The sequence below is a fragment of the Paraniabella hibiscisoli genome (genome assembly GCF_022512515.1).
GTDB classification, from domain to species: Bacteria; Bacteroidota; Bacteroidia; order Chitinophagales; family Chitinophagaceae; genus Niabella; species Niabella hibiscisoli.
This window is the reverse complement of sequence record NZ_JAKWBK010000001.1, coordinates 3788995-3803819: the sequence shown is the minus strand read 5'-3', so window position 1 is coordinate 3803819 and position 14825 is coordinate 3788995. Positions and strand designations below refer to the sequence as shown.

Genomic DNA, 14825 nt, shown 5'->3' with positions numbered 1-14825 from the left:
AGTATAATGCGCTATTCCGAAGATTTCCAGTTATAGCCTCCCAAAGATTGCTCAACGGAAGTTGTTTTGTTTTTAGAAGGTTTGCGGTTCAAAACATACTGATAGCCTGCAAAATTACGGCCTGTTTTATTGGTACTGATCAGGATGTTCATCCAGGTTACATCTTTGCCATTGTGAGCCGTAACAGGCAGGACTGTTGTTATGCGGAAATAAAGAAACTTTTTATCGTGAGCCACCTTTATTTCAGTGATGTCGTTGCGATTGCTGCTGTCTTTATAAACCTGTGTACCTGAAGCGTTGGAAAAATTACGGCTAATGGCATCACCTGCCACATCCATGTATACAGCCTTCACATCTTTCCACTGATTATCCGACTCTTTAAATATATCAATCTTTTTCTCTGTGTAACGAACCGGAGGCGTTTCATTCAGCTTGAAGCGTCGTATATTCCTTACCAGCTGCAAGTAAAAATTATCGTTATATCCGCCGTGCATCATTTCTATATCCCTGGAAAACTCATGGTTATATACATCAACAAAAACACTCCCTTATGTCCATGTGCATTAGCATATTTAATAGCCATCCACTCATTAAACGACGTGATCAAAACATGATCGATCTTTTCTTTGCTCTGAAATACGGCATTCCACATCGTTTGAAAATTAGCGCCGGCTGTCCAGTCTTTTTCCACCTGTTTCGTAACATTATCATACCCGCGGCTGCTTTCTTTGTGCATGGCGCTGGCCGCAATAGCTGTGTGGCTATGCTGCGCCACAGGTACAGCAACAACACCGTTATGATTCCATTGCGGGTACTGCCAGCTCATCCATGGAATGGAAGAAGGATTGTAATCTCCGTTAGGCCATTGCGACTCTCTTACATCAAAGTATTCTTGCATTTCTGGCTTAATAAAATCAGTAAACTCATTGTATTTTGTCATATCGGAGGCCTTACCGTTTTTTTCGGTAATACCTATTATCATTGGCTTACCTTTCGGGCTAAACCATAAATGACTATATACTCCCGATTTGTAGAATTGGTTATAAAGATCATCTACCGTTGCACCGGAAAAACTGTTGGTATAGAAAACTACTTTAGGTGCCTTGAAACCTTGTTCCATAAATAATGTCAGTACCCGGAGCAGGTTCTTTACAGGTTCGGGATAAAGCACCCTGTTCGTGGCATCAATGCACAGGTAGTCTACCCCCGCATTGGTTAGCAGTTCGACATGCCGCGTTACAACCCAGGGATCGCTCATGCTATAATACCCGTAAAGTGGCTCTCCCCAGAAATGGAATTCATTCAACGGGCTTTCAGCTCTACCTTTTACATCATTCAATGCTTCAGGATTTGTGTCTGATAATTTTTGAATATCATAAACTTCCTTCTGTCCGCTTTGATGCTGTCCCAGCCATAATGAGTAAAAACACCGACTGTTTTCTCGCCGGGCAGCTGACCGATCGACGGACCAAAACTTCTGTTTAAAACATCCGTTGCTGACAGCCGAAGCATGGACTGGTTGGTTTTCAGTTGTAAAGCTGTGTTATTATTTTGCCCGATAACAGGTATGGGCGTTCCCACCCCCAGCGCGAGCATTAACGCCAGATAATATTTTATTAGGTACATAATACAAATAGTTTATGGCTGTTCTATTCTTGCAGACTCTAAACCAAAATGGTTAACAGTGCTGATGGATATTTTGGAAGATTCGTTCCAGGGCAAACTGACATCCATACGCAGTTCGGGCAATAAAAGCGGATAGGCGTCATCTCCGTTAGTATCAAAGCCCTGGTAAACGCCCGAAGAGGGAAAACGTCCGATCCAATGACCACCTTTATAAATATTGAAATGGCTGATGCCTGATTCCACGTCGGCATCGGCCTTCCAACTCAACTCAACCGTCATATTGTGCCTTCTCAATAACTGAAGGTCATAAGGTGCTGGCGGAGCTGTACGATCCACAACAGTTCCGGTAACCACGTACTCTCTCCATTTTATCGCGGTTAAAGAATCAGGTAACCAGGAGGCGGTCAGACTTTTGCCAGGGAACTTTTTTCGGGATAAATGTTCAATGAAGTGGTATCTCCCAACCAGGCTTTAGATCTATCTATTTTACGCATGGCCGTAAAACTGGCGCCGCTTTTTCAGGCATACGCTGTTGCATTACTGCTTCAAAAAATGGAATAGCCATATAACGAACAAAACTGTAATTATGATTTTGATAGCGGGTATGAGCAATGCTTACCATACCATCGTCCTTTCTCAATTCGTTAAAAGTCCGTACAGCAGATTCCCAGCAGCAGGCATCTCCTTCCGGACCAGCATACCTGATCATTACTGGAATTTGCATAGCCGCTTTAGGATAATTAAAGCTGGCATTTAAACCCGGGGAATAGCTGAACAGCGCCATTACTCTTTCAGGATAGGCGGCCATCATGGCCTGCGACCAGTATCCTCCGCCTGAATGCCCCCATAAGAGCCAGGGTGCGTTTTTTAGAGAAGGAATCTTAGAAAATATACTGAGCTGATCAAGTGTGCTCAATAGGGCATCAGCCGATCCAGATGTTGGATTCTTCCAATCATGGCAATTATTTTTAGCGTACAGGTCGGGACCAACAATGGCCAATTGCCATTTTTTTGCGAATGCCTGGTACTGTATATCATAAGCGGTTGCCATACCACGCCCTTCCATAGTACAACCATGCTGGTGAACTAACACGCCATTAATTTTGGTTACTCCCTCTGGTATAAAAACAGCGTAGCGGGCAGAATCTATTTGATAATCCGATTTTATTTGTGTAACAATGTATACTGTCCCATTTGCAGTGAGATTTATTTTCGGTGCGTCCATTTCTTTGCGTTGCCCGCTAACGATAAGATCGGCGAAGAACATCACTAAAAAGAGAAGAAAAATATTATGGTAATTCATTGCTGTATGATAAATATTACGTTGATTAAATTAACGATATGCGTTTACTAATTCCATTGTTCTAAAATAATTTAGCTTCTATTATTACCGGATACACTATTGCTAATTACCCATTGTATAAATATAGCTTAGTCTACCCAGAGGAACTGAGCTGCCCGAAGTGTAATAAGACATTATATCCTGTGGTTCGGCAACATCTGCCACCACTTTAAAATAAAACTGCCCCGATCCATTTAACCCGATTGCATTTTTGGAACAACTGATCTGAAGCACGTTACCACTAACTGTATATTGAGCTAAACCGCTGGCTGTTGTTTTAAAATCAGGCTGTAATTTCCCTACCGAAACCGTCCCCGAAGCATAACTGTTGCCAATCAAATACTCATAACTCTCCCAGCTCTTCAATGAAGGAGCTCCGGTACCTATTAAAATATTCACCCAATTGGTTTTGCTACCAGGGTTATTAAAATTATTTCTTCCTCGTATGAAGAAATATATCTGCTGATCGTCATGTGTCACTTTTATTTCCTGTATATGATTTTCAGGCGCCGGCTGGTTATAACGCACAATCGTACTTGCTCCGTATGTGTTACGCTCGTGCCTGTTTTTACTGATATTAATTGCAGTATAAGGAATGTTCTTCCATTGTTCCTCTCCTGCAGCAATATTTATAATTGCTTTTTTGATACAGCCGCGGTACCTGCAACGCCTTTATATTTTCTTATATTCCGGATCATTTGAATATAAAAAGCATCCTGAAAACCGTCCTTCATTGGCTCTATATCTCTTGAATATTCTTTGTTGACCGCATCTACCAAAACATATTCATTCCAATAATGCTGCTTGTAAGCAATCCATTCATTCCAGCCACCAATTGAAATAACATCCGGGCTGGCCGAAATAGCATAGTCCCATTGTGTTTGAAAAAAGCACCTTTATCAACATCTGCCGCATTGTTCTGCTTTGAAAGCGGGTCCCATCCTCTTCCCCAATTGGTCATTTCATTTGGCCTGGTCAGCGAAAAAGACATAGGAACATTAGGGTGGCTGGCTACGGTTACATTCATCACGCCATTATGCATGGGCTGTGGGTGAATCCATTCTACCCAGGGAAAGCCATCTGCGTAGACAGGATCACCGGGCCACTGAGGCCGGTAAAAATGAAAGAAGCTAAGAATATCCGCCGACAAAACGCCTGGTGTATAGTCCTGATCTCCCCGGTATCTTGCTTCATTTAAATCATCCTGCGGGTTGGTATAAGCGATGATCATTGGCTTGCCGTTTACCCGATACCAGGTATTGGCAAATAAACCGGGTTGATACAGCTCCCTGTAAATTTCCCTCGTGGTTTGAAAAGACCTGGAATGCGTATAAAAAGCTGCTTTAGGTGGATTGAAGCCATTCTTCTGATATTCATCTATGATGGCCAGCAACTTCATAAAAACATTCTTGTAGATAAATGCATTGGTTGCATCAAAATAAATAAAATCAATGTCGGCAATTGTTAACATCTCCACCTGCTTTCTTAACACCCATTCATCTTCCGAATTATAATAACCCCAAATGGGCTCTCCCCAGAAATGCGCCTGTCCGTTAGGGCTAATGGCCTCGTCCTGGCTTTGAAAATCAGTCAATAACTTCAATCCGTTAGGCAGGGCCAGTATTTTAGATGCATCATAAATATTACTAGCCTGGGGCTGGCCAATCCATAACCAAAAGAACAACCCTACCTGCTTTTTGGCATTCACCGACGATACTGGTCCGAATGTTCGTCCATATTGGTCCACTCCAACAACGTTATTAAAGTTGGTAAGCCGATCGGCAGCTGGGGAAGACCTATTTTCTTCACCGGAATCCGCAGGCGTTTTTTTACAGGCATATACCAACATGGTAATCACCGCGCAGGAAAGGACTATGAATTGTTTGGATTTCATTGCATCGGTTTTATACGAATAGTTTTCACTAATATTATTGATGCTGAAATGGGTTACTTCAGTTTAATGGCTATTGCATTGGCCACTGCCCTGGGTGATACATCGGAGTACCGGTTTACCACTTCAAATGCACCTTCATTATTTTTTAACACCATCGTACTGGAGCCGCCGCCATCAAGATTGGTGGCCGAGTAAATCCCGAGGCTTGTCATTACTGCAATCAATTCGTCTATAGTCATACCTACTGAATATCCCGGCTGCCGGCCATCCACCAGCACCAGGTATACCTTTTTATCACTCGTGTAGCCAATCATAGTACGCGGTTCTCTAACCACATCATTATACACTTGAGGCACACCCCTTAAATACAGCAGGTTGGTACCCCCGCCGGTCATATTGCTAAAACTATTGTAGTCAGCCGCAGATAGCGACGAAGTCCAATCGATAGCAAGGCTGCCATCCTTCTTCACCCCAAAATAGCTTGTAACACCTGTTCCCTCTTTCATAAAATTCTTTACCACCGCTTCCTCCACCACAACCGGCCCCCAGGGCCTTCCTGCTACAGGCGACCAGTCAAAAAAATCGGCATTGACGGCTGCTATGATCTTTCCTCCGGCAGCATCGCGCCGCTCCGCCATCGTCTTAACCGTCTGTAAACCAAATTGAGTAGCATTATCCGGCATCAATGTAGTTAATGAGGTATTGCCTTTGCTCATATCCAGCCGAAGTGCAAAAAGACTAAATGTCGCGCCGGAACCGTTCTCAAACTGTAGTTTTGTATATTCTACATCAGGATGAATACCAGCACTGCTTTGTGAAATTACCCGGTTTACCAAACCCGACTTTTCGATAATATTCTTTGATGTGTGGTTAGCGTAAAGAGTAAGAAAAGGAATAATCTGTCTTTGGGCAACAAAGGTATCAAGAGCGTTTTGCTCCGGCAAATGCTGGGTTTGATAGGCTACTTCGGTAAGCTGTTTATAACCGGGCAATGATACGATAGTAGCACCCTTTGTTACCCGAACTCTCCTGACTACCCCGGCTTCGGTTGTATAATCTATATTGATAGCCACTTCATCCTTTTCAAGTTCTTTCCATTCTATATATGGTGTATAACCCTGAATAAAAATAATGTCTTTTGCCAGTGGATTATTCAAACCCGATTGATAAGCCTGACCATAGACCATACCCCGAACCTGCACAGCAGCAGAAGTTACACCCCGGCATTATAAGCCACCACGTCAAATACATGATACCCCTCTTCCAATTGTTCTATGTAAGTACTGACAATACGATCTACGGCTTCCTTCTTATTGATCCGTTTTGACAAGGACCGGCCTTTCCAATACACATCAAAGTACTCTATGTTGGGATCCGAAAAGGAAAACTCAATTTTCACCCGCTCTTTTCCGGGGTAAATAGTCAATCCCTCTGCCTTGCCTGGGATAGCCTCAGGCTGGGATGAGCTTTTGGAGCATGCGCAGAGACACAATAACAAAAACATGTACAGACTTCTGACCATGTGCAAGCTTTTAAATAGGTATTTAATTAACGGCAAAAAATGCTATGATTCATCGCTTCACCGAAGTTGCTTCAATGCTTTAGGCTATAGGCTATTGATACAAAGCAGGTAGATCTATCAGGGTTTGCTGAAACATCTTAACACCGCCAATTTCGTTGGGATGATGCCAAACCTGCCATCCATAGCTACCACTGTAGTCTTCCCAATACATAGTTGATTTATCTACTGACGTACCATCGCCGTCTATAGAGGTAGGCAAATCGAACCGACATCCTTTTATGTTCAAATCAGTTCTCACTTTGGCTACGAGATCATTTACCGCTACCTGCGTTCCACTTTCATTACTGGGGATATTATTGAGAATAGGAGTCGATCCCTGGGACTTAATATAGTTTACCAGCTCTTTTAATTTAGCTTCTGTATTGCCACCATTGGTACCAATGGTCACCATAACATATTCGGCTTTTATAAAGGGTAGTTCGTTCTTAATATAATTCATGACCATGTCAATTTGTGCTCCTCCACGTCCGCTTGACATAGCATTACCACCCAATCGGCTTATTACCTGCTGCGTCCAGGCTAAAGGAAAATCTTTTACCGGAAAGTAGCCCTCGGGCTGCGTAATCGAATCTCCATACATTAGCAATTTCACCTTTTTTCAAAGCATAAACAGTTACCCGTTTTACCTGCATTGACGTACCACCTGAAAGGCCAAAGCAATAATAGTCCCATTGCATACCCACGCCAAAACCAGTTTGTAATGCGCCTTTGCCAACACCGCCCTGTCCGTCATGTTCTGCCGAGATCTCTGCGGTCTCACGCGTTTGAACATCAGTTATCCGGAGCTTTGCGTGCTGGTAAACATGGTATACTTCGACTATATACTCCCGATCGCCTTTTAAAAAATCAACTCTTTTTTCTGTTACAGGGTTCGTTGCAATGATTATTTTTTTGTTAGGAATGTCTACAAATGCGTTAAAATCCTTTTCACTACTGTGAAATATAGCTTTTGCGTCAGCAGATAGCTTTATACGATACTCCACTTTACGTTCGGCAATGGCATAAAACTTATCCAGCTTTACTGTATTGACGGCACTGGTGATATTCAAGCCGTCTGGTGTATAACCTGCCCTCATTTAATATAAATTCTGGTTGCGGCGCACCTGTAAACTGTTTATCAAAAAGAACAGCCAGTTTTTTATCTATTGCCGGAGCGTTCACTTTAACCAGTACCGTTTTACGTATGTTTTCATAGCTTACGGTTACCGTTGTTTCGCCTTCTGCGATAGCACTTACCAACCCCTTATCAACTATAGCAACCTGTTCATCTGCAGTACTCCAATGAACCGCATCCTGGCTTGTTAAAGCAGGAACAGTACTTAAAGTCACCTGTTCTGACTGTCCTGTTTCGAGAGTTAATGATTGCTTATTCAATTGCAGACTTATCAATGTATTGTTATCTGCACTGTTCACACAGCCGGTAGCAGCTGTTACGGATAACAAAGCTGATAAAATTGCTGTAAGTAAAATCATTCTATTTTGCATTTAGTGTAATAATAGACTTTGCTTTTGTTTGTCATTACAGGACAACACGCGTTAACTCAAAGCCATTTATTGTGAAGGTGGACCAGGGTTTTTGATTAATACTATACTGACTTCTGATATTATACACCACTCCTATGCTTACAGCTCCTGCTGCGGATACATGGAAGGGAAGCTCTACAACTTTATTCTGGAAGGCCATCAGGTCGACATATCGCATCACAGTTGTGGCGGCTGCAACAGTAGTATAATCCGGAAGAGCAGATCCGCTGACAACCATACCATAAATATCTACAGGCCCATCCGCACTTGCTACATTAATTTTCAAAACATAGTTACCTGGCTGCAGGTTTAGGGTTTGATGCAGCTTGCCATTGGTTACAACCGGCAATCCCCATACGGAAGCAGTAAACAACGACAACTTGGCATTATCAAATGTGGCAATGGCATTGGTACTATGCGTCCAGCCCTGAACTTTTTGCAGGCGATAATCTCCCAGCGCCGGGAAAGGATTGGATCCGTCCCCAACAAATGGGTTCTTTGCATTGGTCATTGCCACGGCAGTACTGTTTGCGTAACTGGTGTGGCCATATCACCGCTTGAGGTTTGCGCATTATAAACATCGATCTCTGAAAAAACCAACCCGGATGTATGGTCATCATACATTTCTGCTGCAGTGATCCTGAAATAGCGTGCGTTCACCGATCTCTGAAGCGGTAGCACTTGCCGTAAAAACTTATATTCAGGCTGGCCTCCAAAGCTGTGGTCCATGTAGCGTTGTCCTGGCTTACATCTACTTTAATTTTTTTAGCCGACTTCTCATTGGTATAAGAATTTAAAAGATTAAAGCCGTCTATCACTTTGGAAGTTCCCATATCAATAGTAATCCAATGCTGTGCTGCAGGTTTAGGGGCCGACATAGAGGACTGCCAGAGTGTTGTTGCATTATTATCAATTGCCATGGCAGCACTACGACCTGTAACCTCATCGGAAACCCCATGCACTTTCCAGCCGCTTTTCTTAAAATTAAACATCAGCGCATTCTTAGCATCTACATTAGAAGATAGAAAATGATCGATTGCTGAAGCCTCCGGCTTGTAACGTGAGTAAAAATAATAGGGCTGACTAACGTCAATACCATTTAACATAGCTGAATTCTTTGCAGCGGACACTTCAACACTATCTTTTTTCCCGGATGTATTCGTAAAAACCACCACCACCACATCTGTTTCGTTCTCAAACGCAGGGTCAAATACAATTTCGATAGCAGTTGGTGAGTGATCTATCTGATCTTTCCACCGCCTTGGCTTCAAACCACCCAGGTAATTGGCACCGTAAGCTTTGGCTTTAACGGCTTTAGGATTGGAAACCCTGCCCTCTGCATTCATGGTAACGACCTTCAGGATATGTTCCTGCTCAGAAAGGTCATCCACTATGACTGACTGTACAGGGCCGGCCACGTCAAATTCTTTAAAGCTGCCACTGTTATAAAATACTTTTCCTCTAATAGCTCCGGCAGGTACAGAAAACGTTACCATGGCGCGGTTTTTACCGGGGTAAGTAGTTAAGTCATCTACAGCCACCGGTGCAGCCGTTTCTTCTTTTTTGCATGAAACAGCAAGCATAAAAAGCAACAAGGGTATAAAAAGAAAATTTTTCATACTTTCTATTTTGGTAGTTTTAGTTAATTGTATTGTACTAACGCCATGCTTCGGGCTGCTGCATGTTCGTCATTTTTTTGCATCTTCGAGTGGTATTGGCATTACCAGGTATTTATCCGTATAGGACTGATAATCTCTTATCTTTCTTCTTTCATAGCTAAACCTGCCATCTCCACCTTTCGTAATTCTCATACCTGTAACAAACCGGTTGGTCTGGTTGAGAACTTTCCAGCGGCGCTGATCCACAAAGCGGTACTGGCCTTCCAGGCAATATTCTACACGACGTTCATTTCTTATACGGGTTCTGAGAAAATCCTGGGATGCGGCGAAACCTGGCACTGATTGTATGTCTGGCTGCCCGGCGCGCGCTCTTATAACATTCAGGGCCGTCATTGCGCCGGGAAGATCGCCGGCTTCACATAAAGCTTCCGCCTTTTGAAGATAAAATTCGGCCAGGCGGAAAAATACCCAATGTGTAGGTTCGTTTCCTTTTGCAGTTCCCGGGCCCCAGTAAGTAATTTGTTTGTCTTTCCTGCTGTAATAGCCGGTGCAGGAATTTTGTGTTTCACGGGATATAATATCATTGTAACCATTTCTGCCGCCTACAAAGGTTTCGATAATATAGGGTTGTGTTCCATTAAAAGGTACTCCATAGTCTGCCATATTATACAGTATGTTCACGTAAAACCTGGCATCCCTGTTGGTGTATGGATTCCCTCCTACTTCTTCACTGTAGCCCAAAGCTGCTGCAGAAGGGTTCACCGTTATCTTCGTTCTGCCTGCATCATTGTAGGTAACCGGAAGTGCGCCATTCTTCATTTCAAAGCAGTCTACCAATTCCTGGGTAGGCGATTCTCCGCAGTTCCATATATTGTTGATAGTGGCATAAGGATAAGGTCCCACGTTTACCCCGTTGGTATTATTGATATGAGAGTTATCGGACCAGGCTCGCCAGATGATCTCAGATGCCGGGTTAGCATAAGCGCCAATAAATAAACGCTTATAGTTCTCCATGGGAACCAGGCTAAACCCCTGCAGGCTGATCACATCCTGGGCGGCATTGGCAGCACGCATCCATTTAGCCGCATCATTTTCAGGGTTATTCAAAGGGCTTGCATTATATAAAAGCACTCTTGCCCTTATTGCATAAGCAATAGCGTTATCTACATACCTGGCGTCACTTTGAGCAGGGTTACCTTTTGCCGGTAATACACCCGATTGGATAACAGAAAGCAGCTCTTCTTCAATCTTGGTAGCAATTTCATTGTAAGCAGGACGTTTAAGCTCGTTCCATCCCATGAAATTTGGATCAAACGGCTCTTCTACCCAGGGTACAGCTCCGTAAAACTCCAGCAGGTTCATATAAAACCAGCAGCGCAGCACGCGGGACTCAGCGATCCACAAATTGCGCTGGTTCTCATTTATCGCAGTAGACTGAGGCAAATATTTGATGGCATTATTAGCCAGGCGAATGCCTCTCCAGAAATCTGGCCACAGCTGCTCGGCGGGAGAAGACCAATCCCAGGTTATAACCGGATCCGTTAAAGAGAGAGATCCATTGTGCCATCGGTACGCATTATAAGTGGCAGCCCAAAATGCATTATCTGTAAGCGCTTCAATGGGATTGTGAACAAATGATATCATATCACGGGCCTGGTATATTTGTCCATATACAACATCTCTAAGTCCCTTACTGCGATCAAAATCGTTGAGCACTTTATCAATCGTAATTTGCCCGTCCGGCGTTTTTTCCAGAACCTTCTGGCAGCCCATCATGGTGAGCGTAAGCAAAAACCAGTAAAAGTATTTCCTTTTTCATAATATTATTTTTTAGCCTCGAAACTTAAAATGTGACGTTTAATCCAATATTGTATGCTTTGAAAACCGGATACAGTAACCCGCCATTTTGCTCGGGATCCTGGTACTTAACAGGGTACCTGTCAAAAGTGAGTAAGTTTAACCCATTAGCATAAATTCTCACGGCAGAGGAACCTATTTTACCAGACAGTCTTTTATTCAACGTATACCCTACCTCCAGGTTACGCAACCTTATGTAGCTCCCATCGGCGTTCCAGAAATCGGATGGTAGTTTGCTGGCACTGCTACCCGGATCAAGGCGCGGGTAGGTAATGGGCAATCCGGCATCATATCGCTGTTGACTCCAGGCTTCTTTATGCCACTCGTTAAAATTGAAAGTTTCAAAAAATCTTTGCCCTGTTATCAGGTAACTTCTTTCGGCCACACCCTGCCACATCATGCTAAAGTCGAATGACTTGAACTGTATGCTGGTTGCCGCACCAAATGTCCAGGCCGGGAATTCAGGACCACCGAGGGGTACCATATCTGCATCGGTTATCACGCCGTCACCATTCATATCCATATACTTCAAATCGCCCGGCTTGGGAGTGGCTCCTATACCCGATTGATCATACCAGTCGATAATATCCTGCTGCGAATTAAAAAAGCCAGCTGTTTTATATCCGAAGTATTGTCCCAGGGGAAGGCCTGTGCTCCGGGTTCTGTAAGCATACTCTTCAGGCAGCAATACCTCGCTCAGGTATAATACTTTGTTCTTATTATAGGCGCCGTTTAACCTAACATCGAAACGAAAATCGTTACCGATCAGTTTCTTGTATGCCGCACTTATTTCAAATCCACGATTCTCAATTTCTCCGGCATTTATTTTAGGAAGGATGCCTGATACAAATACGCCACCAGTACCAAACATACCAGTCGGTACCAAGCCATCTGCCGGTATCAATATATTGTTGCGTCTTTCATAGAAAACATCTGCCTCCAGGCTAAAGTCCCTAAACAAACGGGTTTCCAATCCAACGTTCAGCTTATTAGCTTTTTCCCAAACCAATTGCTCATTTCCGATCTGGCTTTCGAGGCTTCCATTCCATAAAGTGAGGAAGGCAAAGCGGGCCCCGTTCATATTGTCATTACCCACCTGTCCGTAGGAAGCGCGTATTTTGGCGAAGGTTAACCAGGGTGCGGCATCCTTCAGGAACTTCTCCTGCGATGCTACCCAACCTACCGAAAGAGAAGGGAAAAAGCCCATTTTGTGACCTGGAGCAAACTGTTCAGAGCCATTGTAGCCAAAGTTGGCTTCTGCCAGGTACTTATCTTTGAAGCCATAAGTTAAACGTCCCACATACCCAATGTAGTTAAACGGAAGCTGTATATTAATCACACGCTGATACCGGTTAAATAATGCCATAGCGGTGATGTCATGATCACCAAATGAACGGGCATAATTGATGGAGGCATCTATATTCAGCAGATTCCACTGAGATTGAGCCTGCGCATCGGACAGGGTGCTATTGGGATTAGTGCCCGTTCTTTCGTAAATAATTGAATCGGGATTAGTAGGATGTCTTTTCGCTTCGTATAACTGAAATGTTCTCTGGCGCACCTGTTGGTTAACTGCCGTATTATCGTAAGAAGCTATCACCCGCGCTGAGAGCCCTTTTGTAATAAAGCCCAAAGATTGTTCAGCACCCAGGGTTGCCGTAACCTGGTTGGTTAGGGTATTACGAAAACCAGACCGGTTCAGCATTCCGTAAGGAACATTGTTAATATTCCCCCTTTAAAAAAGTGGATAGCACTTCGCCGTCAGGCGTTACATCATTGTGATAGTTATTGGGAGTTTGCAGTAAAGACCCTATCACAGTAGAATAAGCATTAATATCATTCAAATAGGCCCCATTATTAGGAACAACAACGGGATCATTTTTCTTTTGCATATAGCCGCTGATATTCAAAAACATTTTCAGCGACTTATTGATATCTATGTCAAAGTTGGACCTGAAGTTGACGCGGTTGGCTTTGGAGGTAGGATCATAGTCATATTCCGGAAATTTTTCAATCCGGAAAACGCCCTCCTGGAACAGATAGCCAACAGTAGTGAAATAACGCATCTTTTCATTGCCTCCACTTACATTAACATTCATTCTTCTCATAGGAAAACGCTCTCTCATAAATTCACCTACAAAGTCCCTTACAGGATATAGCTCTTTAAAGTCACCGGTTCTATAATGCTCTAATTCTTCATCACTATAAATGGGCTGTCTTCCATCCTGCACTTCTACCTGGTTACGTAACACCGCATAGTCGTAAGCATTAGTCATTTTAGGTAAACGCGTTGGAGACTGCCATGTTTGTTCGAAGGTGACATCTATTTTCGGCTTACCCGAATGTCCCCTCCTGGTTGTAACCATAATAACGCCATTAGCTCCCCTCACCCCGTAAACAGCCGTTGCAGAAGCATCTTTCAATATTGAGATTGTTTCAACCTCACGGGGTCCAATGCTGTAAAATCTCTTTCAACACCATCTACCAACACTAAAGGTTGCTGGCCGTTAACAGTGCTGCGCCCGCGGATATAAAACTCCATCTGCTCTCCCCGGGAACACCGGAGCTGCAGTACGCTTAAGCCAGGCAATCGTCCTGCCAAAGCAATTCCAAGATTTGCGGCAGGAGTTTGCTTTAAAGCCGTTGCATTAATAGAAGAGATAGCAGCAACCACACTGGCTTTCCTTTGCTGTCCATAGCCCACCACTACAATATCAGACAGATCTTCCGATGTGTTGACCATCTCTATTAAAACGGAGTCTGCATCAACAGTATGCATCAACGTCTTATAGCCAATGTGACTAATCTCTAAAACCTTTCCCAGGGAGGTGTTTATAACAAAGGCGCCAGACTCGTTGCTCCTCGTTATATTGGTGGTGCCGCTTACCGTTACTGAAGCTCCGGAAACAGGCGCCCGGCTGACTGAATCTATTATCCTTCCTGTAACCAGTTTAGTATCCTGGGCAATAACTATAACAGAAGCCAAAAGCATCACAATTATCATTGGCAATGATAAGACAGGGCGGATGCGGCCCTTACAATCGTTATTCATACAAAATAGTTTTAGTCAATTCTGATGTGAATGTAGAAGTATATTTTTCTATCGGTGACCTGCTTTGTACTGATATATCAAAAAAATCTGGCTGGCGAAAAATCAACTTCAGGTTCCCTGCTGCTACAAAAGTTAAGGTTGGCAATACCCTGTAAAGCATTCACTGAAAAATGTTTACCTGACAATTATTTTAAGAAAAACATAAAAACTCAGCTTTTAAAATACGTGCATGGCATGCGGCTTATAGAATGAATACAGGCAGGCTGGCATCTTTATTTTTAAAACAGACGGGCGACTAAAAACATACGATTGTAAGTTCCTTCTTTTAC

19 protein-coding genes are annotated in these 14825 nt (G+C 43.4%); all 19 read right to left on the bottom strand.

What is annotated here, in order from left to right; translation table 11 throughout:
- Positions 1-11: 11 nt before the first annotated feature.
- The 19 genes from MKP07_RS23635 to MKP07_RS23545 all read right to left on the bottom strand — a co-directional run bounded on the left by MKP07_RS23635 (position 12) and on the right by MKP07_RS23545 (position 14496).
- Positions 12-464, bottom strand: a complete 453-nt coding sequence (locus tag MKP07_RS23635; RefSeq protein WP_240849521.1) for a hypothetical protein — start codon at positions 462-464, stop codon at positions 12-14.
- A gap of 35 nt (positions 465-499) precedes the next feature.
- Entirely contained in the window at positions 500-1339 is an 840-nt protein-coding gene (locus MKP07_RS23630) for a hypothetical protein (RefSeq protein WP_240849520.1), read from the bottom strand.
- Positions 1336-1626, bottom strand: coding sequence for a hypothetical protein (locus tag MKP07_RS23625; protein WP_240849519.1), 291 nt, complete (start codon positions 1624-1626; stop codon positions 1336-1338). Before MKP07_RS23625 ends, MKP07_RS23630 begins: the two co-directional genes overlap by 4 nt.
- Positions 1627-1638: 12 nt before the next feature.
- A complete protein-coding gene (locus tag MKP07_RS23620) occupies positions 1639-1980 on the bottom strand; it encodes a hypothetical protein (RefSeq protein ID WP_240849518.1) in 342 nt (113 codons plus the stop codon).
- A gap of 127 nt (positions 1981-2107) precedes the next feature.
- Positions 2108-2929 carry an alpha/beta fold hydrolase gene (locus MKP07_RS23615; RefSeq protein ID WP_240849517.1) on the bottom strand — a complete coding sequence of 274 codons (822 nt, stop codon included), beginning with the start codon at positions 2927-2929 and terminating at the stop codon, positions 2108-2110.
- A 102-nt stretch (positions 2930-3031) separates the two neighbouring features.
- Positions 3032-3496, bottom strand: coding sequence for a hypothetical protein (locus MKP07_RS23610; protein WP_240849516.1), 465 nt, complete (start codon positions 3494-3496; stop codon positions 3032-3034).
- Between the two features lie 244 nt (positions 3497-3740).
- A complete protein-coding gene (locus tag MKP07_RS23605; RefSeq protein ID WP_240849515.1) occupies positions 3741-4862 on the bottom strand; it encodes a hypothetical protein in 1122 nt (373 codons plus the stop codon).
- A 53-nt stretch (positions 4863-4915) separates the two neighbouring features.
- Entirely contained in the window at positions 4916-6064 is a 1149-nt protein-coding gene (locus tag MKP07_RS39390) for a phosphodiester glycosidase family protein (RefSeq protein ID WP_317235881.1), read from the bottom strand.
- Positions 6065-6075: 11 nt separating this feature from the next.
- Positions 6076-6384 carry a DUF4998 domain-containing protein gene (locus MKP07_RS39385; RefSeq protein ID WP_262919442.1) on the bottom strand — a complete coding sequence of 103 codons (309 nt, stop codon included), beginning with the start codon at positions 6382-6384 and terminating at the stop codon, positions 6076-6078.
- 91 nt (positions 6385-6475) lie between these two features.
- Positions 6476-6937 carry a hypothetical protein gene (locus MKP07_RS23590; RefSeq protein ID WP_240849514.1) on the bottom strand — a complete coding sequence of 154 codons (462 nt, stop codon included), beginning with the start codon at positions 6935-6937 and terminating at the stop codon, positions 6476-6478.
- Positions 6927-7493 carry a hypothetical protein gene (locus tag MKP07_RS23585; RefSeq protein ID WP_240849513.1) on the bottom strand — a complete coding sequence of 189 codons (567 nt, stop codon included), beginning with the start codon at positions 7491-7493 and terminating at the stop codon, positions 6927-6929. Before MKP07_RS23585 ends, MKP07_RS23590 begins: the two co-directional genes overlap by 11 nt.
- Positions 7453-7887, bottom strand: coding sequence for an Ig-like domain-containing protein (locus tag MKP07_RS23580; RefSeq protein WP_240849512.1), 435 nt, complete (start codon positions 7885-7887; stop codon positions 7453-7455). The genes MKP07_RS23585 and MKP07_RS23580 overlap by 41 nt, the downstream gene beginning before the upstream one ends.
- 76 nt (positions 7888-7963) lie before the next feature.
- Entirely contained in the window at positions 7964-8479 is a 516-nt protein-coding gene (locus tag MKP07_RS23575) for a DUF5013 domain-containing protein (RefSeq protein ID WP_240849511.1), read from the bottom strand.
- A complete protein-coding gene (locus MKP07_RS23570; protein ID WP_240849510.1) occupies positions 8476-8628 on the bottom strand; it encodes a hypothetical protein in 153 nt (50 codons plus the stop codon). The genes MKP07_RS23575 and MKP07_RS23570 overlap by 4 nt, the downstream gene beginning before the upstream one ends.
- A complete protein-coding gene (locus MKP07_RS23565) occupies positions 8625-9587 on the bottom strand; it encodes a DUF4998 domain-containing protein (protein WP_240849509.1) in 963 nt (320 codons plus the stop codon). Before MKP07_RS23565 ends, MKP07_RS23570 begins: the two co-directional genes overlap by 4 nt.
- A 69-nt stretch (positions 9588-9656) precedes the next feature.
- Positions 9657-11363 (bottom strand): RagB/SusD family nutrient uptake outer membrane protein, encoded by a 1707-nt coding sequence (locus MKP07_RS23560; protein ID WP_240849508.1) that lies wholly within the window; start codon positions 11361-11363, stop codon positions 9657-9659.
- Positions 11364-11430: 67 nt separating this feature from the next.
- Positions 11431-13170, bottom strand: a complete 1740-nt coding sequence (locus tag MKP07_RS23555) for a SusC/RagA family TonB-linked outer membrane protein (RefSeq protein ID WP_317236087.1) — start codon at positions 13168-13170, stop codon at positions 11431-11433.
- Complete coding sequence (locus MKP07_RS23550; RefSeq protein WP_240849506.1) at positions 13166-13867, bottom strand: SusC/RagA family TonB-linked outer membrane protein; 702 nt, start codon at positions 13865-13867, stop codon at positions 13166-13168. Before MKP07_RS23550 ends, MKP07_RS23555 begins: the two co-directional genes overlap by 5 nt.
- Positions 13864-14496: a carboxypeptidase-like regulatory domain-containing protein gene (locus MKP07_RS23545; RefSeq protein ID WP_240849505.1), complete on the bottom strand. Its 633-nt coding sequence runs from the start codon at positions 14494-14496 to the stop codon at positions 13864-13866. Before MKP07_RS23545 ends, MKP07_RS23550 begins: the two co-directional genes overlap by 4 nt.
- Positions 14497-14825: the final 329 nt, after the last annotated feature.

Bases quoted from the DNA above. Each gene is read 5' to 3' on its own strand.
- MKP07_RS23625 (WP_240849519.1), bottom strand. From the start codon at position 1,626: ATGTACCTAATAAAATATTATCTGGCGTTAATGCTCGCGCTGGGGGTG.
- MKP07_RS23615 (WP_240849517.1), bottom strand. From the start codon at position 2,929: ATGAATTACCATAATATTTTTCTTCTCTTTTTAGTGATGTTCTTCGCC.
- MKP07_RS23605 (WP_240849515.1), bottom strand. From the start codon at position 4,862: ATGAAATCCAAACAATTCATAGTCCTTTCCTGCGCGGTGATTACCATG.
- MKP07_RS39385 (WP_262919442.1), bottom strand. From the start codon at position 6,384: ATGGTCAGAAGTCTGTACATGTTTTTGTTATTGTGTCTCTGCGCATGC.
- MKP07_RS23575 (WP_240849511.1), bottom strand. From the start codon at position 8,479: ATGACCAATGCAAAGAACCCATTTGTTGGGGACGGATCCAATCCTTTC.
- MKP07_RS23565 (WP_240849509.1), bottom strand. From the start codon at position 9,587: ATGAAAAATTTTCTTTTTATACCCTTGTTGCTTTTTATGCTTGCTGTT.
- MKP07_RS23560 (WP_240849508.1), bottom strand. From the start codon at position 11,363: ATGATGGGCTGCCAGAAGGTTCTGGAAAAAACGCCGGACGGGCAAATT.
- MKP07_RS23545 (WP_240849505.1), bottom strand. From the start codon at position 14,496: ATGAATAACGATTGTAAGGGCCGCATCCGCCCTGTCTTATCATTGCCA.